Source organism: Halopseudomonas litoralis (assembly GCF_900105005.1).
In the GTDB taxonomy this organism is placed as follows: domain Bacteria; phylum Pseudomonadota; class Gammaproteobacteria; order Pseudomonadales; family Pseudomonadaceae; genus Halopseudomonas; species Halopseudomonas litoralis.
Map to the genome: position 1 here is coordinate 1,561,329 of NZ_LT629748.1, position 23,206 is coordinate 1,584,534.

Below are 23,206 nucleotides of genomic sequence, written 5' to 3' on the forward strand. Positions count from 1 at the left end.
CAGGGCGAGGTTGTTGTTTATTCATGGCCAAGTCCACCACCACAAAACAGCGCGGCTGGCTGAACAAGTCGGAGATGGCCGCGAGCCTGGGCATTTCTGTCCAAGCCTTCGATAAATGGGGCATCAAGCCTGTCGAGCGCATTGGCCGGGAAGCCTTCTTCACGGTCGAAGCCGTGCTGGAAAACCGCCTTGGCCACCAGGCGGAGAAACACAAACCCGCCGGCTTTGAGGGGATCGACCCGCTTGCTGAAGCAAAGCTGACTCAGGAGCGACTGCGTTTGACCGCGGCGCAGGCTTACGGTCATGAGCTGAAGAACCAAATTACCGAGCGCACATCTGTCCCGACTGAGTTCGCCATGTATGTGCTATCGCGCGTGGCGGCGGAGATTGCATCGGGGCTGGATACACTGCCCTTGACATTGAAACGCCGGCATCCGGACCTTGAAGTCCGCCATATCGAGTCGGTACAGCGCGAGATAGCCAAAGTCCGCAACCGGGCGGCGCTGCTGGACGAGCGTCTACCGGAGATGTTGGATGAGTATCTCGACAGCACAGATTAAGGAGCTGCGTTCGGCAGTGCGGCAGGGGCTGCAGCCGCTATACCGCCCAGCACCGCAGACGCCGGTAGAGTGGGCAGACGAGAACTTCTACCTGTCCAGCGAATCGAGCTATCAGGAAGGGCGTTGGGAGACCCTGCCGTTTCAGGTTGCGATCCTGAACAGCATGGGCAATGACGAGATCCGCACGGTCAACGTCATTAAGTCCGCCCGGGTCGGTTACTCGAAAATGCAGCAGGCCGCGTCGTCCTATCAGGTCGAGCATAAACGCCGCAACATTCTGATACTGCTGCCCACCGATGGCGCCGCAGCGGGCTTCATGAAAGCCCACGTCGAAACCATGATCCGGGACGTGCCGGCTATCCGGGCCTTGGCGCCATGGTACGGCGTCAAGCATCGCGACAATACGCTGGATACCAAGCGGTTCAGCCACTCAAAGCAGCTCTGGTGCCTCGGTGGTGCGGCAGCGAAGAACTACCGTGAGAAGTCGGTCGACACCATCATCTATGACGAGCTGGCTGCGTTCGAGCCAGACGTGGAGAAGGAGGGCAGCCCGACCTTCCTCGGCGACAAGCGGATCGAAGGTTCCACTTTCCCGAAGTCGATCCGGGGCAGTACGCCCAAGACCAATGAAGGCGACCCGGAGAGCGATGACGCTATCCGCTGCCAAATCACTGCAGCGGCTGATGAGTCGCCGCACCTGTTCCGGTTTCACCTGTCGTGCCCGCACTGTGCAAAAGAGCAGTACCTCAAGTGGGGCGGCAAGGATTGCGACTTCGGTATCAAGTGGGATCCGGGCAAACCGGGTGCGCCTTGGTACCTCTGCGAGCACACCGGCTGTGTTATCCAGCAGCACGAGATGCAGGAGCAGCACCCCCAGGGGCGCTGGATTTGCGAGAAGGCCGGCATCTGGACGCGGGACGGGTATGACTTCTACGACCCGGCCGGCGAGCTGGTGCCCACCCCCGATAGCGTTACCTGGCACGTATGGACTGCTTACAGCCCCTTCACCACCTGGGGTCGGATCGTTCTGGACTTCTACAAGGTCAAGGGCGACATCAACCGCCTGAAGACCTTCACCAACACCACGCTGGGCGAAGTCTGGGAGGCGGCTCAGGGGGAGAAGGTTGATTGGGAGTTGCTGTACGCCCGCCGCGAGGTGTACCCGACTGTACCCGAGCTAGGGCTGACCCTCCAGGGCGGTATCGATACCCAGGATGATCGTTATGAAGGCCGGGTCTGGGCGGTTGGTGCCGGTGAGGAAATGTGGCTGGTCGATCGCTGGATCCTTTACGGCGACCCAGCCAGCGAGGAGCTGCGCCGTAAGGTTGGGCTCAAACTGCACCAGCAATATACCCGGGCCGATGGCGTGGTGATGCGGGTGGAGCGTTGGTGCTGGGACTCCGGCGGTCACTACACCGATGAGGTGTATGCCGAAAGCCGTAAGCATGGCGTGATGTGGGTGATACCGATCTTCGGTGCCAATACCTACGGCAAGCCGATTGCCAATTTCCCGCGCAAGCGCAACCGGGCCCGGGTGTATTCCACCGAGGTCGGCACCGACAACGCCAAGGAACTGATTTACAACCGGCTGAAGAACCAGCCGGATATCGCCAAGTGCGCAGCGCCGCAGCCGGGGGTTATCCACTTCCCGGCCAATGACGATATCTGCGACGAAGACGAACTCAAGCAGCTCACCGCCGAGACCAAGCGCTTGAAAGTGGTGCAGGGCCGGCGGGTCTACCGCTGGGATGCTGGCGGCCGTCGCAACGAGGCGCTGGACTGCCTGGTGTACGCCCTAGCCGCGCTGCGCATCAGCCAGCAGCGGTTCGGGCTAGACCTTGAGGCACTCGCCGCAGAGTTGGCCAAGCCGGTTGAAGCGGAAGTTATCGACAAAACACCCACACCAACAGCGCATACACCCTCAGCACCGCCGGCAGGCGGCTGGCTCCAAATTGACACAGGAAGCTCATGGCTATGACTCGCGCACAGCAAATGGTGGACAAGTACATCGAAGCCGAAATGGCCGTGCTGGAAGGGCGCAGCGTTACCTTTGGCGGCCGAACGCTGACCATGGCCGATCTGAACCAGATCCGTGAAGGGCGCAGCGAATGGGAGCGCCGGCTGGCAGCTGAAATCGCCAACACCAAGGGCGGACGATTCGGCTACTCACTGGCGACATTCGAATGAAGAACCTGATTGATAAGATCATCGAGCCATTCAGCCCCGGCATGGTGGTGTCACGCCTTGGCGCCCGCGAGGCCATCAAAGCCTATGAGGCGGCGCGCCCCAGCCGGACACACAAAGCCAAAGGCGAGCCGCACAGTGCTGACTTGGCAATACAGTTGGCCGGCAAGTCTTTGCGAGAGCAGGCGCGGTACCTGGACGAGAACCACGACCTTGTCACCGGCCTGTTTGACCGGCTGGAAGAGCGCGTGGTGGGCGGTGCCGGCATCGGCATCGAGCCACTGCCACTGGATCTGGCTGGTGACGTGCACCTGGAGTTCGCCGCGCAGATCAAGGCCGCCTGGGCAGAGTGGTCACTCAAGCCGGAAGCCTCCGGAGAGCTGACCCGCCCGCAGATGGAGCGGCTGGTATGCCGCACCTGGCTGCGAGACGGCGAGGCCCTGGCGCAGAAGCTGCGCGGGCGTGTTGCCAACTACACGCACCTGACCCGCGTGCCGTTCGCCTTGGAGCTGCTCGAACCGGACTACCTCCCGTTCGATTACAACGATATCTCCAAGGGCATCCTGCAGGGCATCGAGCGTGATGCCTGGCGCAGGGTGCGGGCGTACCACCTGTACAAGCAGCACCCAGGCGATATGCAGGGTTACTGGATGGACTGGACCACCACCAAGCGGGTGGAGGCCCACCGCATCATCCACATCGCTCACCGCAAGCGCATCGGCCAGAACCGGGGCGTACCGCTGCTGCATGCCGTGCTGATCCGCCTGGCTGAGATCAAGGACTACGAAGAATCCGAGCGGGTGGCTGCGCGCATCAGTGCAGCGCTTGCCATGTACATCAAGAAAGGGAATCCAGACCTGTATACGGGCAGCCCGGATGCTGGAGCTCGCACATTCCCCATTGGTCCTGGCATGGTGATCGACAGCTTGGTGCCGGGTGAAGACATCGGCATGATCGAGAGCAACCGGCCAAACCCGTTCCTCGAAGGTTTCCGGAATGGCCAGTTGCGCGCCGTTGCCGCCGGTACCCGCGGCGCAGCCTCCACGATCATGCGCAGCTATGACGGCACCTACAGCGCACAGCGTCAGGAGCTGGTCGAGGCGCAGCTGGGGTACGACCTGCTGCAGCATGAGTTCATCGATTACTGGTGCCGCCCGATTTATCGGGACTGGCTGACAGTTGCGATCGCATCCGGCGAGTTGAAGGTGCCGGTTGACGTGGATCCGCGCACCATCAGCGGCGCCGTATACCAAGGCCCAGTTATGCCATGGATCAACCCTGTGCATGAGGCCAACGCTTGGGAGCTGCTGGTGAAAGCTGGCTTTGCTGATGAAGCCGAAGTAGCCCGGGCCCGCGGCCGTAACCCGCAGGAGCTCAAGCGCAGCCGGACAGCCGAGATCAAGGCAAACCGCGAGGCAGGGCTGGTGTTCAGTTCGGACGCCTACCATGCCGCGAAGAAGGAGGGGTTGAGCCCAGTCGAAGCGGTGCAAAAAGCCTACCTCGGTGTCGGGAAGATGATCACCGCCGCCGAAGCGCGGGAGCTGGTGAACCTCTACGGCGGCAATCTCGCAGTGCCTGGCCCGGATTTCGTGGCCACAACCAACAATCAAGGAGGCGGAGATGCCGACACAGATCAGTAGAGCTGCAGGCAAGCCCGGCGACATACAGCGTGGCATCACGGCATTTGCTCCCGCCCGCGGTTCCGCGCCTGCTATTGCCTTATACGGAATCATCGGCCTGGACTTTCGCGTCAAGGATCTTGCTCAGGCGCTGAGCCAATATGCGAGCGCGCCGCATCTGGATATTTATGTCCACTCCGGCGGCGGCAGCGTCATCGAAGGCTTGGCCATGTACAACATCCTCAGCCGCTTCAAGGGGCATAAGCGCTTTTACGTGGACGGCATAGCCGCCTCGATGATGAGCGTAGTGCTTTGCGCGGCAGACGAAGTGCATATGCCCGAAAACACGCAGGTCATGATCCACTTGCCGCGCATCGGCCCCAACGAAGGTGGGTTGGTAGCAGACGATCTCCGCAACCTGGCCGACGCGCTTGATGATTATGGCGAGAAGATGCTGGCCGCCTATATGCAGCGCACCAAACAGCCGCGAGAGCGGTTGCTCGAATTGACGCGTCAGGAAACCTACCTCAGTGCAGCAGAGGCTTTGGAGCTTGGGTTTGCTGATATCGTCATGACGCCACTGGAAATGGTGGCTCAAATTAACCTTGATCCACCACCCGAGGAGGCTTCCATGCCTAACCCTACCGTTGTAAACAATCCGGCCGTTGAGCCGCATCAGGAGCCTACAGTGCCGAACACCCCTCAGCCTCAAGCGCAGGCAGAACCTGTAGTAAGCGAAGCCGGCATCCGCGCCCAACTGCAAGCAGAAGAAACCAGCCGCCGCGCCGGCATCACCGCTGCCTTCGGAGCCTTTGCCCAGCCGCATGCAGAGCTGCTGAACGCTTGCCTACTGGACAGTACGATCACCGCCGAACAGGCCCAGATCAAGTTACTGGCCAAGCTGGGCGAAGACACCACCCCGTCCGCACCGCCGGCCAACCCGGCTACTCACATTCATGCCGGTAACGGCAACATCATCGGCGACTCGGTGCGCAACGCCATCGAAGCCCGTGCCATGATGGCCGCTGTCGAGGCCAGCAACCAGTTCGCGGGCATGAGCCTGGGCGAGCTGGCACGTGCGTCCCTGAGCCATCGCGGTATCAGCTTCGCCGGCATGGACCGCCTCGGTATCGTCGGCCTGGCCTTCACTCACTCCAGCTCCGACTTCGGCAATTTGCTGGCCGACGTGGCGCATAAGTCCATGCTCAAAGGCTTCGGTGAATCTGCTGAAACCTTCACCGAGTGGACCGCCAAGGGAACGCTGACGGACTTCCGTGCAAGCAAGCGCGTTGATTTGTCCACCTTCCCGAATCTGGACAAGGTGCCCGAAGGCGCTGAGTACAAGTACGGCACCGTTGGCGATACCGGCGAGCAGATCATGTTGGCCACCTACGGCAAGCTCTTCAGCATCACCCGGCAGGCCGTCATCAACGACGACCTGAGCGCGCTGACCCGTATCCCGCAGCTGATGGGCCGTGCGGCAATCCGCACCGTGGGTGATCTGGTCTATGCCGTGTTGACCGGAAACCCGCAGATGGCCGACGGTAAGGCGCTGTTCCACGCGGACCACAAGAACCTGCTGGCCGGAGCCGGGCTGTCCATCGCTAACATCGGCAAGGGCATGCAGCAGATGCGCACCCAGAAGGATGGCAAGGCCACCCTGGACATCCGTCCGAAGTACCTGCTGACCCCGGTGGCGCTGGAGCCGACAGCTATTGCGCTGCTGGCTGCCGAGTTCGACCCGGCACTGGTCGATGCCAAGGTGCCGAACCCGGTGCGCAACAAGCTACAGGTGATCTCCGACCCGCGCCTGGATGATTTCAATGCCACCACCAGCTTCATGCTGGCGGATCAGTCCATGTACGACACCATCGAGGTGGCCTACCTGGACGGCAACGACAAACCCTACCTAGAGCAGACTCAGGGCTTCACCGTTGACGGCGCAGCCTTCAAGGTGCGCATTGATGCCGGTGTGGCTCCGCTGAGTCACCGCACCATGGTTAAGATGCCCGGCGCCTGATAGCCCAGCTGTAACCCCTTCGACGAAAGCCCGCCCCGTGCGGGCTTCGTCGTTTCTGAACTCGCCAAATGAGGATTGATCCCATGGCCAAGAATTACATCCAGGACGGCAGCGTCCTTACTCTGATCGCCCCTGCCGGCGGCGTGAAATCGGGCGGTATCTATGCCATCGGTACGCTGGTAGTGGTTGCGGTGGCTGACGCGGCCGCCGGTGAGAGCTTCGCTGGTCATCCCGGTGGCGTCTGGTCTGTGCCCGCTGCCAGCGGCCTGACTGCTGGCGCGGCTGTTGGGCTGGCTGATGGTGGGCTTGTTGCGGCTGCCACTGAGGGCGCGGTCGCCTGCGGCAAGCTGGTCACCGATGAAGCCGGCGGCACCGCCAACCTGCTGCTGATCAACTGATGGCGCCCCGGTTCGCCAGACTCATGCAGCGCATGCATGCGGTCGGGGCTGATCGTCTTAGCGACAGCCAGGGCGATTATCTTGACCGTAACGGCGCGGTACTGGCGACCGAGCTGGCGCTGATCATCGACAAGGACGTCGATCGGGTGGATATGGTCAGCGGCGCGGTAGATCGCGGGATAACCGTCGCTGTGCTGCATGGTCTTATCCAGCCACTCGACCGCAAAGGTGCGTTTGTTGTGGATGGAAAAACGCTCCACATCGATGGCATCGCCGAAGACGACGGCCACCTGATCACCTTCTACGTGGTGCCCTGACATGGAATACGAGATGCAGAACACCATCTTCACCGATCTGCTGACCCGCCTAGGCACGCTGCCCGAGTGGGGTCTGTTGGTAGAGGAAGATAACGTGCTGCGCGTCATCGACTCAGACGACCCCATGCTGCCCGATAGCTTCATCATCGTGCAGCCGGGCATCACCGAGGAAATCGAGCGGGCAGGGCAAGGCAGCATCCGCGAGCGCTGGACGCTGAACATCACACCCATCACTCGCAATCGCAACGCAGGCCCGGCCCTGCGCAACGTGCGGGTATTGATCAAGCGGCTACTCACAGGTCAGCAGGGCGGCTTTGGCATCCCCGGCCTGCAGGCAGTCGCCTTCATGCCAGAAACCCCCATGCTGGCCGGCCCTGGCCAGCGCTGGTCAGCCCATGTCATGCCCTTGCAAATCACCTACGTCCAACCCCTGAAATAACCGGAGGCAGTCATGCCCAAAGCAAATATCACCCAGGCGTTTCACTTCGCCAAGGGCGGAGAAGTCCTGCTCTTCAAGAAAGGCGAGCAGGATCTGCCAGCCGACGCGCTCGAGCACGCGATCAAGCACGGCTATGCGAAAGCTGGCGCCGTCCACCAAACCAAGGCTGAGCCCGCCCCGGCCGCGCCCAAAGACAAGCAATAAGCGGAGGCCACCATGGCACAAGCAGATCGTTCGTTCATCGGTGAGGGCATCATCTACGCCCGCGCCTATCAGTCTCAGGACCCGCTGCTCGATATCGGTAACTGCGACCAATTCAACATTGCCTGGGCAACCAACCGCCAGGCGCTGCCCAATTACCGTGGCGGCGGTGGTAACCGCAACGTGCAGGAGCGCATCACTGACGTAACCGCCACCATCGGCATGTATGACCTGACTCCGGAAAACGTCGCCCGGGTAACGCGCTCCACGATCACCGCTGCCACCACCGATGCGATTACCGATGAGTTGTTGATCGGTGCCGGCGTCCAGGGTGAGCTGATACCGTTCAAACATCTGCCTGATCTGGCTGAGACCATTACTGTCAAAGGTGCTGATGATGAAGCGCTGGCAGTCGGCACGGATTATCAGCTGAACCCACACGGCATTATCGTGTTGGCCAGCGGCAAGATCACAGCCGCCGGCGTCAAAGCCAGTTACACGCCTCGCGCTGCCAGCGTGCTGCAAATGATGACCACCTCGGCAGTCGAGCTGGAAATCTACATCGCCGGTCTCAACGACGCGCAATCAGGCGAGCCGTTCAGCCTTCGCCCGCGCCGGGTCAAATTCGGCATGCTGAGTCAGATGTCGGTGCTGGGGCAGGAATACCTGAAGCTGGAAGGCCCGGCAGAGCTGCTGGCCGATGACACCATCATCGCCACCGACATCTCCAAGTTCTGCGAGATGCAGTTGGTAACGAAAGTGGCCTGATGCCATAAGGTGGGGTATGGTTTCCCTCTTGATAAACAGGAAGGGAAACCATATGCAGCAGTGCCCCAAATGTACGCATGATTTAACCTTGGCAGAACAGGAGGCTGCGGACGGTCAATGTCCGCAGTGCGGCATCTATTTTGCGAAGTTTTTTGAACAAGCCCGGCGAGCTCTGGCCGGCGAGCCTGTACCAACACGGAGTCGCTCAAACGGGCGCCCCAAGCTAAGAACAACTGATGGGGTGCCTTCTTATATCAAGGAGTCCTTGTCGGCCGGAGAGACTGTAGAGGCAGTGTTCCGCCTGCACTGGATTGCTTGGGTGCCAACCGTGCTATGGCTGATAGCATCGCTTTTCACTCTGGGCTTTCTTCTGCCGCTGGCTATTTTCTACTGGCTGAAAACAAGGGCAATTCAGCAGGCAGTGACTTCGCACCGAGTGATTTACAAGTCAGGCATCATCAGTCGCCGCACCGAAGAAATGCGCATTACTTCTATTGAGACCGTGGAGCTTCGCCAAGGCGTGCTGGGGAGGCTGTTAGGATTCGGCAATGTCCGGGTGACCGGGCGAGGCAGCAGCGATGTAGTCATTCAACGCATCGGCGATCCCATTGACGTGAAGCGCCGTATAGAGCAGATCAGGTTTGACTGAGGGATTTAGAAGCGGTGGGTGGCTGCAGCGGGAGGCGGAGCAGGCTGGCGCCATGAGCGATGAAGACATGTATCGGGTCTATGTGCTGACCTGCCATTTCAATGCGCTGTTTGAAATATTCAATAAGTACGACATGTACCAGAGCCTGAGGGCGCTGGGCTCACGGGCCGGCATAGAAATGATTGACCATTTCAAGGACGGACACTTCCAGTCCTCTGTGCTGCGCAGGACCTATGAGAGAGCCATGGAAGCTTGCCGCCGCAAGGCAGCGGAAGACAGCATCCCTGCGGCGCTCACAGCTTAAGCCTTTCAACTAACAACGACCCGCCCCGGCGGGTTTTTTATTGCCCGGAGTTTATCCATGGCCATTAAAGACCGCCTGATTCAGTTCGTTCTGAGAGGCAAAGACGAGCTGTCGCCGGAGGCCAAGAAATCTGCCGAGGCGCTGGACAAGGTACGCACCGCAGGCAAAGAGCTGACCGAAGAGCTCGACAAGGCCAAAGGTGCGCAGGGGCTCGCGTTTACCCTGCGGACAACCAGCGAAGCCACGGAGCGCGCTCGCACTACGCTGGAGCGCACCGAGAAAAAAGCCGCCGACCTTCGGGAAGAGCTGAACCAGAGTCCCAAAAGCAAAGGGTTGGCTGACTCCCTGCGTGCTGCTGAGCGGGAAGCGGCCCGCGCCGGTCGGCAGTTGGACAAGCTGACGGCGGAAACCAAGAAGACCGAGGACGCGGCGCAGGCGGCGGGTATCGATACCCGCAAGCTGGCTGACGAAGAACTCCGGCTTGCGGCCGAGGTCGACAAGGCCAAGCGCGCTGTCACTGACAATACCAAGCATCTCCGCGACATGGAGCGGCAACAGCGCGCGGGTGCCCGCGCCACGGCAGAGCACACCTCCCGGGTCGACTCAGCCAAGAAAGCCATGGACTCGGCCGGCAAGCGAGTGCTGGCATTTGCCGCCGCCTACGTCTCGCTGAACGCTGCGTTTCGCTTGGTGCAGGGCGGTCTGAACCTGGTGCGGGACGGCATCCGCTCGATGCTGGATACCGGCAGCGAGTTCGAGCTGATGCAGCAGCGCGTCACCGGGCTCATGGGCAGCATCGAGGAAGGCGAGCGTGCCACCGCCTGGATCAGCGACTTTGCCAAACAAACAGGGCAACTGATCCCGGATGTGACCGAGGCATTCGCACTGCTCAAAGCCTACGGCCTTGACCCGATGGATGGCAGCCTGAAGGCCATCACTGATAAGTCGGTTCAGCTCGGCGGCGGCATGGAGCGCCTGTCAGGCATCACTGCCGCCCTTGGCCAGATGTGGGCCAAAGAGAAGATCCAGCAGGAAGAAGTGCTGCAGCTCACTGAGCGCGGCGTGGTGGTCTGGCCGCTGCTGGAAAAGGCCATGGGCAAAACTACCGTCCAGCTGCAGGACATGGCACAGAAAGGCCTGCTGGGGCGTGATGCGGTCAAGCTGCTGATTGATGAGATTGGCAAGTCGGCTGATGGTGCGGCCGCTGAGGGGCTGGAAACGCTCACCGGCAAGATGAACGGCCTGCGCAATGCCGCTTCTGAGTTCCTGAATCGCATTGCCGAGTCCGGCGCCATGGATGCGGTCAAGGATCGACTGTCAGCACTGGCCGACCAGATAGACCGAATGGACCAGGACGGCACGCTGGAGAACCTGGCGCAGGCGCTGAGCGATGCCTTTGTTCAGGGCATTGAGAAGGTTGAAGAGTTTGCCCAGTCGCTGGGTGCGGTGAACTTCAAACAGCTGGCTGATGACAGTGCCAGCTGGTTCAGAGACTTTGGCCAGCATATCGACGATGCGAAAACACGGCTGCAGCTGTTCTTCGCACCCTTCCGCACTCTTTTCAATGGTGTCACATCAGGCATTTCCGTCATCGGCTACACCGTCACTCGGGTAGCCGATGGCGTACTGCAGGTCATCGGCGCCGTAGCCACGGCAATCCCCGACATGCTGGGTGGCGACAAGCTCCGGGCCGGGGTGCAAAGCGCTCGCAATATGCTGTTCGGAATGCGTGAGGGGTTCGTGGCTCAGATCGAGCAGGACGGACAAGATATCCGCAACGCCTGGGATGTCACGACGCAGCACAGCATTGAATCCCAGCAGGATGTCACAGCCGCTGCAGTCGCTGCAGAGCAGGCAAAGCTCGAGGCTGCGCAAGCAACAGCTGCCAAGGTCGATGAGCTAAACGAGCGATTCAAGCAGGGCGCCCTCGACGCTGCGGTGGCCGGGACTCGGGCAATTACCGACATGGCAGACGCCATGAAGCTGATCGACACTGCATCCACGGTCCAGCAACTGGAAGGCCTCAAAGAAGCCCTGCGCGACGCCTATCGCGCCGGCAACATCAGCCAGGAGGAATACAACAACGGCCTCAATCTGACCAACGCCCGCGTCAAGGAATTGGGCGGCAATGCGTCAACCACCGCTAAGCGCGTGGACGAGATGATCACCGGCCTGGAGACCTTCGCTGATGTCCAGGCAGCGATTGAGGCGTCCACCACCGAGATGGACATCATCAAGCTCGGCGCCGTCATTAAACAGATGTACACCGACGGCAAGATCACCGCTGAAGAGTACAAAACTGCGCTGGAAGATCTGGCAAAAGAGAAGGAGCGGGTTACACAGGCCACTGAAGAGCAAGCCAAAGCCGAGACCCAGCTGACCGAGCGTGTCGAAAAGTCCGTCGATGCACTGGAGGCCAGAAAGCGCATTACCAATGCGAACAAAGACGCCACCGATGAGGCCTCAGCCAGCGAGACCCGCCGCACCGCCACCATTGAGAAGAGCATCGGCGTTATGGTCATGGGTGCGCGCAGGATGGCCTACTACGCAGCGGAGGCCGTAGCAGCAGCTGCAAACTCCGAAAAGGCCGAGCAGGCCCGCGCTGACAGTCTCGTCGAGGGCTACAGCAAGGGTGAGATGAGCATAAGGTCATTCATCGCCCAGGCGAGGACCCTGCAGGGCAGTCTCAACATTGACAGCTCCGCCTTCTCCACCCTGGAAAGCGCTATCGCCAGCGCCGAACAGCAGATGCGCTCCCTTGGTGATAGCGCCCGCAGCACGCTGGACGGTGTGCGTGACGAGCTGGATCGGTTGCAAGGCAACACCGAGGCAATCGAAAAGCGACGCATGGCCAGCCGCCGCCGTGAACTACAAGCACAACTGGCTGAGGCCAAAGCTGCAGGCAACGGGCAGGCGGTAGGAGATCTGCAGCAGGCCATCGGCATGTTGAGCGCCATCGCATCCGAGACCGCCCAGGTGCGCGAACAGGAAGAGCGCAGCAACCGCCGCGCACCGACCGAGGCCACCGCACCCGGCGCAGGGGCACAGCCAGCAGCCGCAACCGCTGCGCCAACAACCGTCATTCGGCTGGAGTCGGCGCGCGGCAGTGCGGTTGATGTCGCCGTGCCCCAGGGCCAGGAAGATGCGCTGCTGTCGATACTCGAGCAATCCGGATTGAGGACCATTTGATGTACATCACCCTGGACGATGTGCCGCTGGATGATCAGCTGCAATGGGTCAACGAGTTCGAGCACAACCCGGTGGAGCAGACCCGGGAGCATTCCATCACGGGCGCGCTGCTGGTGCAGGAGGGCGTCAAACTGTATGGCCGGGAGATCGAGCTGCGTGCCAACGGGGCGGCATGGACGCCGCTGACCGTTGTTCGTCAGCTGGAGGCTCTGCGCAACGAGTTGGGCCGGGTGATGCTGTTGACGCTCGCTGACGGCCGTCAGCACCACGTCATCTGGAACCGCAGCAATGGCGCATCGCTGACAGCCGAGCCGCTGTTTCGTGAGGCCTACCCGACTGATGAAAGTCTGTATCTGATCAGCCTGCGCCTGCTGACGGTGGCCCCGCCACCCGAGCCGGACCCAGAGCCATAACCCAACCGCTTACCAACCCGCCCCGTGCGGGTTTTTTTATTTCACCATGACTCCAGCACCGAAATTCGCTGAACTACGCCCAAGCTCGATACAGCAAGTTTATCAATAGCTTAGGTCGATTCATCATATGCCGGTGCTTTCTGAAACTTGACCCGGCTTCCACCCGCTTGACTCCTATCAGGCTCTTGGAATCGGGTCTTTCCGAGGAGTCATCATGGCTAAGATCAAGCTCACTAAGTCCGCAGTCGATGCGGCACAACCCCAAGCGCAGCCCGTCGAGCTGCGCGACACTCTTGTTCCCGGCTTCCTGTGCAAAATTACCCCGACAGGCCGCAAGGTGTTCATGCTTCAGTACCGAACCAATGCCGGCGAGCGTCGCAAGCCCGCTTTGGGCTTGTACGGGGAACTGACTGTCGAGCAGGCCCGGTCATTGGCGCAGAACTGGCTGTCCGAGGTTCGCAGAGGTGGTGATCCTGGTGCAGCTAAGGCTCAGGCGCGCAATGCACCCACGGTCAAGGAACTATGCGTCAAGTTCATGGAGGATCACTCCAGCCAACGCAATAAGCCCAGCACACAGAAAGGCTATCAGAGCGTCATCGACCGCAACATCATCCCGCTGCTTGGTCGTATAAAAGTACAGGATGTGAAGCGACCGGACGTGGCTTCGATGATGAAGAAAATGGCCCACAAGCCGGCGGACGCCAATCGCACGTTCAGCGTGATGCGGAAAATGTTCAATTTGGCTGAGGTGTGGGGTTATCGCCCTGATGGCACCAATCCATGCCGACATGTCCCCATGTTCCCCGCCGGTAAGGCAACCCACCTCATCAGTGACGAGGAAATGGGCAAGCTGTTCCACTATCTCGACGACCTGGAAGCCGAGGGTCTGGAGCATCCCGTCATCCCGCTGGCGATTCGTTTGCAGTTTGAGTTTGCCGCTCGTCGCTCCGAGATAGTGTTGCTTGAGTGGAGTTGGGTTGATCTGGAGAACCGGCGCGTGGTCTGGCCGGACAGCAAGACAGGCGGCATGTCCAAGCCGATGAGCGAGGAGGCTTATCGGCTGCTATCAACCGCTCCCCGGTATGAAGGCTCACTTTACGTGCTGCCTTCGCCTCGTCGCCCGATGAAGCATCTGACAACGGGTGAGTATTACAACGGCTGGACTCGTACCCTGAAATCCGCTGGCGTAACGCACGTCGGTACGCATGGCATCCGCCACCGCTCAGCTACAGATATTGCCAACTCGGGCATCCCGATGAAGGTTGGCATGGCGCTGACCGCACACAAAACCGTGGCGATGTTCATGCGCTATGTCCACACCGAGGATGCCCCGGTGCGGGAGGCTGCCGAACTGGTAGCAAACCGGCGCAAGACGATCATCGGCGCACGGCCTGTCGTAGAGGAAACAGTATGAGCAGGCGCAAAATATCTGTCGCGCCGTCTGCCGTGCTGCTGGGCGATATCAGAACACTGATTGAGGTGGCGCGCCAGCGCGCCACCTCGGCAGTGAACAGCGAGCTGACGATGCTCTACTGGCGCATCGGTCTGCGTATCCATACACAGGTTCTGGAAGGCCGACGGGCTGACTATGGCGAGGAAGTCGTCCCGACTCTGGCGAGGGACTTGGTGAAGGAATACGGCAGCAGTTTTGCGGTGAAAAACCTGCGCCGTATGGTGCAGTTTGCTGCCACGTTCCCCGACGAGGCAATTGTCGTATCACTGATACGACAATTGAGCTGGACGCATTTCATCGCCCTGATTCCGCTGAAAGACCCGCACCAGCGAGACTACTACGCGCAGATGGCCAGCGCCGAACGATGGAGCGTGCGGACACTGCGCGATCGCATCGGCTCGATGCTGTACGAGCGCACTGCGCTGTCCCAAAAGCCGGATGAAATGATCGTGCAGGAGTTGGCGACCTTGCGCGATGCGCAACGCATGTCACCTGCGTTGGTCATGCGTGATCCCTACATCCTCGACTTTCTGGATCTTCGGGATACCTGGCAGGAGAGCGATCTGGAGACGGCCATTATCCGTGAAATGGAATCCTTCCTACTGGAGCTGGGCGCGGGGTTCAGCTTCGTGGCCCGGCAGAAACGTATCCCGATTGACGACGAAGACTTCCATCTTGACCTGCTGTTCTACAACCGCAAGCTGCGGCGTCTGGTGGCGGTAGAACTGAAGGTCGGCGAGTTCAAGGCTGCCTACAAGGGGCAGATGGAGTTGTATCTACGCTGGCTCGACAAGCATGAGCGGGAACCGGAGGAAGCGTCTCCGCTGGGTATCATCCTTTGCACCGGCAAGAAGCGCGAACAGATCGAGCTGCTGGAGTTGGATAAGTCGGGTATTCACGTTGCGGAATACCTGACTGCTTTGCCGCCGAGGGGCGTATTGGTGGAGCGGTTGCAACAGGCAACGCGGCGGGCGCAGGTGCAGATCGAACAGCGGCAGTCTGACGAAAAGCCTTGATTATCGTACCCGTGCACCCCGGCGTGCCGCCGTCGGGCTCGCGGGCTGCGCCTGTCAATGGCCATTAATTTTGACCCACTTTTGGCCAATAGAATTGACCCACTTGCTCACCGCTAACCGGCGGTTTTCTGCTTCAAGCGGTAGCTCTCCCCTCCCAGCATAAAAATGTGTGAATGGTGGATTACACGGTCAATGATGGGCACTGCCACGTTGTCGTTATGGAAGAACTCGCCCCAGCTGGTGAAGTCCTTGTTGGTGGTCAGGATCACCGAGCGGTACTCGTACAAGTTGTTGATCAACTGGAACAGGTTATACCGGGCCTGACGGGTCATCGGCAGGTAGCCCAGCTCATCGATGATCAGCACATCGTACTTGCTCAGCTGGTTCAGTCGCTTCTTCAGCTCGCCCTTCATCTCCGCCAACTCCAGGTCCTCGACCAGTGCCAGTGCAGTGCGGAACAGCACCTTGTAGCCAGCCTGGACGGCCTTGTGGCCAATCCCAATGGCCAGGTGGGTCTTGCCCACCCCCGGTGGCCCAATGAACACCAGGTTGTCGCGGTTATCGATAAAGCTGAAGTCCAGCAAGGCACTGACCTGTCGCTTGGTGATCGTGGTCTGATGCCGGTAATCAAAGGCCTCCAGGTGCTTCTCCGAGGGGAACTGGGCCTGTTTGAGGTTGCGGCTCACACGACTACTCGAACGGGCGTTGATCTCATGCTCAACCAACGACTGGGCGAAATTCAGGTAAGACATCTCATTGGCTTCAGCCCTGGCCAGCAGGGCGGTCAGTTCACCGGCGGTCGCGCTGAGGCGAAGGCTGCGGTACTGCGCTACGGTGCTATCGAGTAGGCTCATGGGGTCACTCCGTGGCCAGTCGACTGGCCAACGTGGGCGTAAGCATTCAGATCGGCATGGCCGACGCGGCTACCCGCCTCCGGCGCATACTCGCGGTCACTGATGGCGCGTCCTCGCGCCCTGGCTTGCTGCCAGGCTTCGAGGTAGCGCCTGAGTCCGGTGGCGGTCAGCTCGCTGCGCTCGCACAACTCACCCAACAGCTTGGTATCAACCGGCGCGTGGGCCATGAGCAGATCACGCACGGCGACCAGTTGGTCCTTGTAGATACGCGGTGAGGTCCGCTTAAGCAATTGGCACAGGGCAGAGCCCAGATCATCGGAGAGGATCGCATCAATGCTGTGTTCCAGATCGGTAATGCGCTGGGTCTGGTCTCGGTAGTGGTTGTTGTTCTTGATCATCCGGCCCTTGGCCTTGCACAGGTCATGGGTGGCGATGAGCTCGCCGCTCTCCAGGTCATGGATCAGCAGCTGGTTGTCCTGTGCGCTGACACCGACACGGGCTTGCTGCCAAGCCATGGGTACCGAATACTTGTTAGCCTGCCAGGAGATCAGCCCGGTCTTGTCGACCTTGCGCGTTTCTCTTGCAGGCATCAAGTGCAGCAGGCTCTGCGGGACCAGATAGGGCTTGAGCTGGCTGCGCTCCAGCGCCTCGAAATGCTCCCGAGGATGCTGTCCGGTCGTGCCGTGCACACGCGCATTGGCTACGGTCTCAAGCCAGTCATGCAGATGCTGGTGAACGGCGTTCTCGTCCGCAAATTGCTCGCCATAGAAACAGTCACGCTTGACGTACTTGACGCCGGCCTCCACCTTGCCCTTGCTCTCCGGGTCATAGCCCTCACAGGCATGGATACGATAGCCAGCCGTGGTTGCATACTGGTGGAAGCGCTGGTTGAGCGTCAGCTCTCGATATTGCTCGCTGATCACCACCATCTTGGTCTGGTCGTAAATGCACTCCTCAGTGACGCCGCCGAAGTAACGGAATGCCTCGTCATGCATCTGGATAAAACGCTCGGTATCCAACGGACGGAAGCTCAGGCCGACATACATTAGCCGGGAACAGGACAACACAAAAACCACAAAATGCACCACGCGCTCCACGCCGCCGATCATGACGCCACGCAACTCACCGGGATCGACCTGGCACTGAACGCCCGGCACCGACTCAACGACCGGTTCGTAATAGCGGAACTGGCCGCAGGCAACCTGCTGCTTGAGCGTTTGTACATACCGGCGGATGCTCCGGTCAGATACCGCCAGATCAACGCTGCGCTCTCTCAGACGTCGGGCCAACTTGACCGCACTGAGTGCTGGAAACTGGATCAGCTGATTGATCAGATAATCACGGTGCCCGTCGAGCAGCTTGGTCCGCGAAGGGTCAGCAATGGCGACGCTGATCTGCGTTTCATCCAGGTGAAGATACTTGCGTACGGTATTCCGGGAAATCCCCAGCTCACGGCTGATGGCACGGACCGACAAACCCCGGCCCTGGTCGTACAACCCCTTGATCTTGTGAATCACAACCCACTCCTTCAATGATCTGTCCCCGGCCTGTGCATAAGGCGGGTGACGCTACATGGATCGGTGGCCAGTGCCACCATGGGTGGGTCAAAATTGTTGGCCAGAGGTGGGTCAGTTTAATTGGCCATTAACAGCGCCCCGCGCTTCTTGCGAATCACGGCCATCCGGCTTTGATCCCTGACGCCTCCGGCCCGGATCATTGATCCTGGCCTGCGCGCCGCGCTTGCCAAAAGCTGAGTGTGTGCAGTGGGCGGGGGGGCGGTCTTGCTGTTCCCTTCACCGTATCACGGCGTTCTCGCCGTCAAGGGCTGCGCGTGCTTGCACGCTTGCGGCCTGTGGCCGTCTGTGACCCCTGACTGCTTGCGCTGCGCCGTGCTGACCACGGTTCCGGGCAAATCCGCCCGAGCAACCGGAGCACGATCATGTCGCAACTATCCTTTTCCTCGTTCGATTCCTCTCTGCTGGTGCGTGACGCACAGGGCCGTTACCTGCCAGCATCAGTAGACCAGATTCTTGATGCAGCCCGTCAGGCCATTGACCAGAAAATGCAGCGCGGTACTGCTTTTACATCGCCAGCATTGGTCAAAGAATACCTGGTCACAAAACTGTCTGGCTTTGAACATGAAGTCTTTGCCATTCTGTTTCTGGACACGCAGCATCGGCTGATCGAGTACAGCGAAATGTTCCGGGGCACTATCGACAGTGCATCGGTGTATCCGCGAGAAGTCGTTAAGGAGGCACTGCTGCTCAATGCGGCAGCGGTCATCATTTCGCACAATCATCCGAGTGGGCATCCCGAACCGAGCAGCGCAGATAAGGCACTGACTCGGCGGCTCAAGGAAACGCTGGCACTGGTGGATGTTCGTACCCTGGACCACATCATCGTAGGCGGTGCGGACACCACATCGTTTGCCGAGCGTGGGTTGCTCTGAACCGCGGGGGCTTCGGCCCCCTTTTCATTTCGCAATAGCTCCAGTATCCAGCACTGATCACTGAGAAAACAGATGGTCAGGTGGGTAAAACTGGTAACCACCTGGGTCATCGAATTGTTAGGTCAGTTGTTACGATACGTGTTTCGTCAAGTTTTGCATGTTAAGCGAGGCGGTCGTCAATCCCGCTCGGTCAAATCGGTATCGCATGTAAGCCGAGATATCCTCTTCATGTGAGGATATGATGAGCTGGCAATGGTTGAGCTCACAACGGAGCAGGTCCGTCAGCGAGGCAATATTTACATCGTCTAGAGACTGAGATGGATCGTCTATGAGAATCAGTGGGACGTCTGCATAGACCTTGTTGAGTGATAGGAAGAAGGCCAGGCTGAGGGCTGACACCTGACCTGTGCTCATTGACATCACTGCATCGTGATCAGACTTTTCCGCAGTCAGGAACCGCAGTTGCTTACCATCCCGACTCTCAATAAAGAGTCCGAGGCCACGTTGGTAGTTTTGGATGAGCCGCCCGCTGTAGATGTGAAAAATAAGCTCAATTTCCGAGATGGTTTGATCGGCGTACTTTTGTTCGGCTTTCTCTAAAGTCGTACGCAGCTTAGTTACCTTATCTTTTGCTTTGTTAGCTGCCTCGTTCTCTCGTTGAATTTTCTGGAGGTCATCAAGACATTTCTGAAGCCTACTGCTCTGGGCTTCATTGGCCTTAATTTTTATATAGAGTTCTTTGTTCTTCAGATCCTGAGGGTCAAAAATGTAGAACCCCTGCAAATCTTTGAAAACCGCTCCAATGATCTGGCGCCAGTCGTCTGGTAGTGCTACGGTCTCGTCTGTTTTCTTGGCTTGCATCGAATTACGTAGGTCTTCGAGGCGAGCCGCTACGACCATGTCGTCATCGCTGAACGTAAAGGTGGTCTGGATGCCTTCAGATCTGAGCCGTTCGTCTAACTGCTGGATTGTAGGTAGACGGGGCTTGACTGCTATCAATGCTTTATGAAGTGCGTCGTTGTAGCCAGGCTTTAGGATTGCCTCTCGTCCTTGGATGTAGTTCTCAATCGCAGAGAGTTCGGTAGTCATTGAAGTGATCAGAGTAACGAGGTTTCTACCATCTTTGCTCAATGCACCACCGATCTTCTGGGTTCTTTCCTCAACAGCTTCGAGCATCGACGTGTGAGATTTCCAGTCGTTACCACAAAGGGGGCACAGTTCATCGTCAGGATAAATCTTGGTATGCTCTTTGAGGAGCTGTTGTTTCAAACGAGCGAGTTCGGCTGCGGCGCTCTCATTCGCTGTGTTCTGTGTCTGGAGTTTATCGCGCGTTGTGATCTGCTCCTCAAACCACCTCAGCCGCTCAGTTGCCCACCCCGGTAGTGTGTGAGCTTGCTCCGCCGTGATAGCCGAGGCTCCCTTTTTGATGATGGCCGTGGCTTTCGCGAGCTGGTCGATCTCTTTTTTTGCTTTGTCCAGGTCATCGAGCTTGCTTATATCCGTGCCCAACTTGGCCAGACTACCCAGTGACTCAGTCTGCTGCTGGATATCAGCTTCGATAGCTTCATTGTCTGCTCGTATGCGAATGGCTGCTTTCTGAGCAAGCATTTCGCTCAGTTTACGGATCGACTCAAGATACTGGGTGTGAGAGCTTATATCATAAGTGGGAAAGGGGTTTTCCTTGTCCCAACTTGGCTCAGGATCAACGTTAGAGATTTTTTTATATTCAACACTGCCGAGGTCAGCCTGGAGCATTTCACGCAGGGAGGTGCACTCGGCTCCGAGTGAGTCCTCCTTAGCCTTACGAGTTTCATCACCTATGAACTTCGTGAATTTGGCTGCTATCGAACGACAGTTGTCAATCTCTGCTGCGATATCGCTAATATTGAATAAGTTTCCGAGAGCATCCTTACGCTCATCCACCCGGGTGTGGAGCAACTTGTTCTGGCCTTGCTCCAAGTAATTCAAAAATGAAAAGTTCTCCCTGAAGTTTTTTCCAAAAACCTGATCAAGGAAATCATTATCTCGTTTATTGACGTCGGTATAGGCTTCGGACCCGAATCCGGGTAATTCATACAGGGAGAAATGCTGAAATTTGTCTGCTCGGTTGTTCGTTTTATTTTCGAGTGCTTTAATTGGAGCATGCCTGGCTAGAACTAACTTGCTCTCGTCTCTTGTGAACTCTATTTTAATTGATAGGTCTTTCTTGCCGGAACGAGTATTCCAAAACAAGCTGTCATCATAATTTTTCTTGTTCGCCGTCATTAGCGTAGAAAAAAGATTTTGAATTCTCTTGATCTGCCCAGTCAGCAGCAACTCTAGTGCATCAAAGATGCTGGTCTTCCCATATCCGTTTGGACCGTCTAGGGTCAACAGGGATGAGATACCTAAATCCAAGTCTATATGTTTGAAAGCTTTGAAGCTAGAAACTTCAATTCGCGTTATTTTCCAACTCATTATCAATCAGCTCCTTGAGTAATTCGTCCATATTGTTGGCGGTGAGTCTCTGAATGGCTGCATATGTTGCGTCAAGACCTTCTTCAGCCACCGCCTCGCCTGCTTGCAGGCGCAAAGAGACGAGCTCCCTTCGGTTGAATGGAAGCTCAAGGAAAGGAAGTTTTATGAATATCTTTGCCGCCACACTGTATTGTGTAGCCTCCAGTGGGTCATTCTTGTAACTACTAAATTGACTCTTGTCCGATATAGTTTCCACGAGATCGGCATATGAATAATTCTGAATTGCAATATCTTCGGTATCACTGTAATAAAGAATGTATTTTTTGAAGAAGTGCGGATCTTCTTCGATCGAAAATATTTTCTCTTCGTGATTTTTGAACTCTGCCAGTTTATTTAGATGGTGGATGCAGATGAGGTCGCAGTTCTTCCTGAAAGCAGGGTGTTCAAGGAAGGCGGCCGGTGCCGCATGATTGATCACAGCATTCAGTTCGGATGGAGCGGAAAGCTCGTCTAGCTTATGCAAAATCGCAAATCTGATTGCGGAGCCTGATTCGCGTATATAAAAGCTCGTTAAATCGTTTCCATGCTCTTTTTTGAAGTCGTGGGCAATCAACGCTTCATCTATTATCTTATTTATCATTGAGTTGAGCCTCTGCGTCTTCCTTGGTAATTATGCTTAGGCATAATGATTTGATGATATTGCTATCAATGCGATCTTTAACTTGCTGATCAGTCAGATCATCAGGGTGCGTGTATTTTGTATTAATAACAAAAGTCGTTGTGGATCTGCTTGCAATGAGGTTGTTGTATTCGAAAAGAAGCTTGAGAAGATTTTCGTTGCTTTCCATTTCACTCAGCAAATCCGAAGTGCAGCCTTCATGATCCGCAGAGGATGGTAGATCGAGAGCAGTGGGTAAATAAAATTTGTTGTCGCCATCCAGGTAGTGAGGAAACTGTTTTAGAATAGGTTCAACATTCATAGCCTCAATCAACCCGGAATAGCGCCTTATATCCGCTTTTTGAATGGATGAAAATCGCTCCGAGGGCTTCATTAACTGGCAGAGCGACTTCAACTCGTTGGCGTCAGTAGTGCGGATATGTTCAAAGAGACGTCGTGCTCTGCCATAAGTTTCATCATTTATGCTTGGCAAAGCTTGATCTAGCCGGTCTTCTAAGTAGCTGCACAGCCTTGCCTTAAGGTCAACAGAGAAATACTCCGTGCTGTTGTATGGGTTTTTGCTCAATATGTCGTCTAGCAAGCATTGCGCAGTAATCCGATTTTCGTAGGCGGCTTTGTTGGCCTTTTCGTGGTCGTCTTGCACTAAACGATGTATTGCCACGGCCTCGGAGCTTATTTTTTCGGAGAGAAGGCAGTAGTTATAGTTTAAAAGGTCTTCGCTAAGCGTAATAGACCTGCTAATACAGATCTGCCTAATAATCTCTTTTGTCAGCCCTTCTATTTCGCCCAGACCGCAATGCTTATTTGCTCCGTAGTCATAGAATTGAACGAGTTCTCCATTTGCTCCCGTGTAGTCGCTAGTGTCATCTAGCTGAATGGATACATGGAAGTAACGTGAAACACCTTTGGCACGGTCAAATTCGATAGCTGAAGCTTTCTCCAGGGCTTCGATATAACCACTGCGGTACTTGCCAATCTTGGCCTTTACTTGATGAGCGCTTGCTAGGGTGCCATTTTTATAGACTGCGAAATCGTCACTGCTGTCTAGCTGGAGCTCGAAATCCGCATCGCCTTGATTGATTAGACAGAGGCAATGGTAGAGCGCAATTTTCCCTTGATAGACGTACCCACTCCACGTAGACACGGCAGTCGCTGGATATTTTTCATCCACTTCACTGCTCACTCGCACCCTCCATTGACTAGTTTGTACAATTTATCTAAAGCTTCCCTTATCACA

22 protein-coding genes are annotated in these 23,206 nt (G+C 57.5%); 17 read left to right on the forward strand and 5 right to left on the reverse strand.

Annotation, left to right across the window (positions count from 1 at the left end; genetic code table 11):
• Positions 1 to 23: 23 nt before the first annotated feature.
• The 16 genes from BLU11_RS07620 to BLU11_RS07695 all read left to right on the forward strand — a co-directional run bounded on the left by BLU11_RS07620 (position 24) and on the right by BLU11_RS07695 (position 15,530).
• Entirely contained in the window at positions 24 to 560 is a 537-nt protein-coding gene (locus BLU11_RS07620; protein WP_090272783.1) for a terminase small subunit, read from the forward strand.
• Positions 535 to 2,538, forward strand: a complete 2,004-nt coding sequence (locus tag BLU11_RS07625; protein ID WP_090272784.1) for a phage terminase large subunit family protein — start codon at positions 535 to 537, stop codon at positions 2,536 to 2,538. The genes BLU11_RS07620 and BLU11_RS07625 overlap by 26 nt, the downstream gene beginning before the upstream one ends.
• On the forward strand, positions 2,529 to 2,747 hold the full coding sequence (locus tag BLU11_RS07630; protein ID WP_090272785.1) for a primosomal replication protein PriB/PriC domain protein: 219 nt from the start codon (positions 2,529 to 2,531) through the stop codon (positions 2,745 to 2,747). The genes BLU11_RS07625 and BLU11_RS07630 overlap by 10 nt, the downstream gene beginning before the upstream one ends.
• Positions 2,744 to 4,384, forward strand: a complete 1,641-nt coding sequence (locus BLU11_RS07635) for a phage portal protein (protein ID WP_090272786.1) — start codon at positions 2,744 to 2,746, stop codon at positions 4,382 to 4,384. The genes BLU11_RS07630 and BLU11_RS07635 overlap by 4 nt, the downstream gene beginning before the upstream one ends.
• Positions 4,365 to 6,383 (forward strand): ClpP-like prohead protease/major capsid protein fusion protein, encoded by a 2,019-nt coding sequence (locus BLU11_RS07640; protein WP_090272787.1) that lies wholly within the window; start codon positions 4,365 to 4,367, stop codon positions 6,381 to 6,383. Before BLU11_RS07635 ends, BLU11_RS07640 begins: the two co-directional genes overlap by 20 nt.
• Positions 6,384 to 6,466: 83 nt before the next feature.
• Positions 6,467 to 6,781, forward strand: a complete 315-nt coding sequence (locus BLU11_RS07645) for a capsid cement protein (RefSeq protein WP_090272788.1) — start codon at positions 6,467 to 6,469, stop codon at positions 6,779 to 6,781.
• Positions 6,781 to 7,098 carry a hypothetical protein gene (locus BLU11_RS07650; RefSeq protein ID WP_231702288.1) on the forward strand — a complete coding sequence of 106 codons (318 nt, stop codon included), beginning with the start codon at positions 6,781 to 6,783 and terminating at the stop codon, positions 7,096 to 7,098. The genes BLU11_RS07645 and BLU11_RS07650 overlap by 1 nt, the downstream gene beginning before the upstream one ends.
• Before the next feature lies 1 nt (position 7,099).
• A complete protein-coding gene (locus tag BLU11_RS07655; RefSeq protein ID WP_090272789.1) occupies positions 7,100 to 7,537 on the forward strand; it encodes a hypothetical protein in 438 nt (145 codons plus the stop codon).
• 12 nt (positions 7,538 to 7,549) lie between these two features.
• Positions 7,550 to 7,741: a hypothetical protein gene (locus tag BLU11_RS07660; RefSeq protein ID WP_090272790.1), complete on the forward strand. Its 192-nt coding sequence runs from the start codon at positions 7,550 to 7,552 to the stop codon at positions 7,739 to 7,741.
• 12 nt (positions 7,742 to 7,753) lie between these two features.
• Complete coding sequence (locus BLU11_RS07665) at positions 7,754 to 8,506, forward strand: phage tail tube protein (protein ID WP_090272791.1); 753 nt, start codon at positions 7,754 to 7,756, stop codon at positions 8,504 to 8,506.
• Positions 8,507 to 8,558: 52 nt separating this feature from the next.
• Positions 8,559 to 9,155, forward strand: coding sequence for a PH domain-containing protein (locus tag BLU11_RS07670; protein WP_157718623.1), 597 nt, complete (start codon positions 8,559 to 8,561; stop codon positions 9,153 to 9,155).
• A gap of 52 nt (positions 9,156 to 9,207) precedes the next feature.
• Positions 9,208 to 9,459 carry a hypothetical protein gene (locus tag BLU11_RS07675; protein ID WP_090272793.1) on the forward strand — a complete coding sequence of 84 codons (252 nt, stop codon included), beginning with the start codon at positions 9,208 to 9,210 and terminating at the stop codon, positions 9,457 to 9,459.
• A gap of 57 nt (positions 9,460 to 9,516) precedes the next feature.
• The gene (locus tag BLU11_RS07680; protein WP_090272794.1) at positions 9,517 to 12,648 is read left to right on the forward strand and encodes a tape measure protein; all 3,132 of its coding nucleotides are present in this window, start codon (positions 9,517 to 9,519) and stop codon (positions 12,646 to 12,648) included.
• On the forward strand, positions 12,648 to 13,061 hold the full coding sequence (locus BLU11_RS07685) for a hypothetical protein (protein ID WP_231702289.1): 414 nt from the start codon (positions 12,648 to 12,650) through the stop codon (positions 13,059 to 13,061). The genes BLU11_RS07680 and BLU11_RS07685 overlap by 1 nt, the downstream gene beginning before the upstream one ends.
• 214 nt (positions 13,062 to 13,275) lie before the next feature.
• Positions 13,276 to 14,475, forward strand: coding sequence for a tyrosine-type recombinase/integrase (locus BLU11_RS07690; protein ID WP_058152655.1), 1,200 nt, complete (start codon positions 13,276 to 13,278; stop codon positions 14,473 to 14,475).
• Positions 14,472 to 15,530: a PDDEXK nuclease domain-containing protein gene (locus BLU11_RS07695; RefSeq protein WP_058152654.1), complete on the forward strand. Its 1,059-nt coding sequence runs from the start codon at positions 14,472 to 14,474 to the stop codon at positions 15,528 to 15,530. The genes BLU11_RS07690 and BLU11_RS07695 overlap by 4 nt, the downstream gene beginning before the upstream one ends.
• A 113-nt stretch (positions 15,531 to 15,643) precedes the next feature.
• On the opposite strand, the gene istB is transcribed toward BLU11_RS07695, so the two are convergent.
• Complete coding sequence (istB, locus tag BLU11_RS07700) at positions 15,644 to 16,384, reverse strand: IS21-like element helper ATPase IstB (RefSeq protein WP_090271457.1); 741 nt, start codon at positions 16,382 to 16,384, stop codon at positions 15,644 to 15,646.
• The gene (gene istA, locus BLU11_RS07705; RefSeq protein WP_090271454.1) at positions 16,381 to 17,901 is read right to left on the reverse strand and encodes an IS21 family transposase; all 1,521 of its coding nucleotides are present in this window, start codon (positions 17,899 to 17,901) and stop codon (positions 16,381 to 16,383) included. The genes istB and istA overlap by 4 nt, the downstream gene beginning before the upstream one ends.
• Positions 17,902 to 18,323: 422 nt before the next feature.
• On the opposite strand from istA, the gene radC reads away from it, so the two are divergent.
• Entirely contained in the window at positions 18,324 to 18,833 is a 510-nt protein-coding gene (gene radC, locus BLU11_RS07710) for a RadC family protein (RefSeq protein ID WP_090272795.1), read from the forward strand.
• A 129-nt stretch (positions 18,834 to 18,962) separates the two neighbouring features.
• Here radC and BLU11_RS07715 read toward each other — a convergent pair whose 3' ends face one another.
• Genes BLU11_RS07715 through BLU11_RS07725 form a run of 3 tightly spaced genes read right to left on the reverse strand, consistent with a single transcriptional unit; the run spans position 18,963 to position 23,152 of the window.
• A complete protein-coding gene (locus tag BLU11_RS07715) occupies positions 18,963 to 21,290 on the reverse strand; it encodes an AAA family ATPase (protein WP_058152652.1) in 2,328 nt (775 codons plus the stop codon).
• Positions 21,265 to 21,930, reverse strand: a complete 666-nt coding sequence (locus BLU11_RS07720) for an ABC-three component system middle component 1 (protein WP_090272796.1) — start codon at positions 21,928 to 21,930, stop codon at positions 21,265 to 21,267. Before BLU11_RS07720 ends, BLU11_RS07715 begins: the two co-directional genes overlap by 26 nt.
• Entirely contained in the window at positions 21,920 to 23,152 is a 1,233-nt protein-coding gene (locus tag BLU11_RS07725; RefSeq protein ID WP_071537715.1) for an ABC-three component system protein, read from the reverse strand. The genes BLU11_RS07720 and BLU11_RS07725 overlap by 11 nt, the downstream gene beginning before the upstream one ends.
• Positions 23,153 to 23,206 lie beyond the last annotated feature (54 nt).

Excerpts from the sequence above, each read along its gene's own strand:
- BLU11_RS07620 (WP_090272783.1), top strand. The coding sequence starts at position 24 with ATGGCCAAGTCCACCACCACAAAACAGCGCGGCTGGCTGAACAAGTCG.
- BLU11_RS07625 (WP_090272784.1), top strand. The coding sequence starts at position 535 with ATGAGTATCTCGACAGCACAGATTAAGGAGCTGCGTTCGGCAGTGCGG.
- BLU11_RS07630 (WP_090272785.1), top strand. The coding sequence starts at position 2,529 with ATGGCTATGACTCGCGCACAGCAAATGGTGGACAAGTACATCGAAGCC.
- BLU11_RS07635 (WP_090272786.1), top strand. The coding sequence starts at position 2,744 with ATGAAGAACCTGATTGATAAGATCATCGAGCCATTCAGCCCCGGCATG.
- BLU11_RS07640 (WP_090272787.1), top strand. The coding sequence starts at position 4,365 with ATGCCGACACAGATCAGTAGAGCTGCAGGCAAGCCCGGCGACATACAG.
- BLU11_RS07645 (WP_090272788.1), top strand. The coding sequence starts at position 6,467 with ATGGCCAAGAATTACATCCAGGACGGCAGCGTCCTTACTCTGATCGCC.
- BLU11_RS07650 (WP_231702288.1), top strand. The coding sequence starts at position 6,781 with ATGGCGCCCCGGTTCGCCAGACTCATGCAGCGCATGCATGCGGTCGGG.
- BLU11_RS07655 (WP_090272789.1), top strand. The coding sequence starts at position 7,100 with ATGGAATACGAGATGCAGAACACCATCTTCACCGATCTGCTGACCCGC.
- BLU11_RS07660 (WP_090272790.1), top strand. The coding sequence starts at position 7,550 with ATGCCCAAAGCAAATATCACCCAGGCGTTTCACTTCGCCAAGGGCGGA.
- BLU11_RS07665 (WP_090272791.1), top strand. The coding sequence starts at position 7,754 with ATGGCACAAGCAGATCGTTCGTTCATCGGTGAGGGCATCATCTACGCC.
- BLU11_RS07670 (WP_157718623.1), top strand. The coding sequence starts at position 8,559 with ATGCAGCAGTGCCCCAAATGTACGCATGATTTAACCTTGGCAGAACAG.
- BLU11_RS07675 (WP_090272793.1), top strand. The coding sequence starts at position 9,208 with ATGAGCGATGAAGACATGTATCGGGTCTATGTGCTGACCTGCCATTTC.
- BLU11_RS07680 (WP_090272794.1), top strand. The coding sequence starts at position 9,517 with ATGGCCATTAAAGACCGCCTGATTCAGTTCGTTCTGAGAGGCAAAGAC.
- BLU11_RS07685 (WP_231702289.1), top strand. The coding sequence starts at position 12,648 with ATGTACATCACCCTGGACGATGTGCCGCTGGATGATCAGCTGCAATGG.
- BLU11_RS07690 (WP_058152655.1), top strand. The coding sequence starts at position 13,276 with ATGGCTAAGATCAAGCTCACTAAGTCCGCAGTCGATGCGGCACAACCC.
- BLU11_RS07695 (WP_058152654.1), top strand. The coding sequence starts at position 14,472 with ATGAGCAGGCGCAAAATATCTGTCGCGCCGTCTGCCGTGCTGCTGGGC.
- istB (WP_090271457.1), bottom strand. The coding sequence starts at position 16,384 with ATGAGCCTACTCGATAGCACCGTAGCGCAGTACCGCAGCCTTCGCCTC.
- radC (WP_090272795.1), top strand. The coding sequence starts at position 18,324 with ATGTCGCAACTATCCTTTTCCTCGTTCGATTCCTCTCTGCTGGTGCGT.
- BLU11_RS07715 (WP_058152652.1), bottom strand. The coding sequence starts at position 21,290 with ATGAGTTGGAAAATAACGCGAATTGAAGTTTCTAGCTTCAAAGCTTTC.
- BLU11_RS07720 (WP_090272796.1), bottom strand. The coding sequence starts at position 21,930 with ATGATAAATAAGATAATAGATGAAGCGTTGATTGCCCACGACTTCAAA.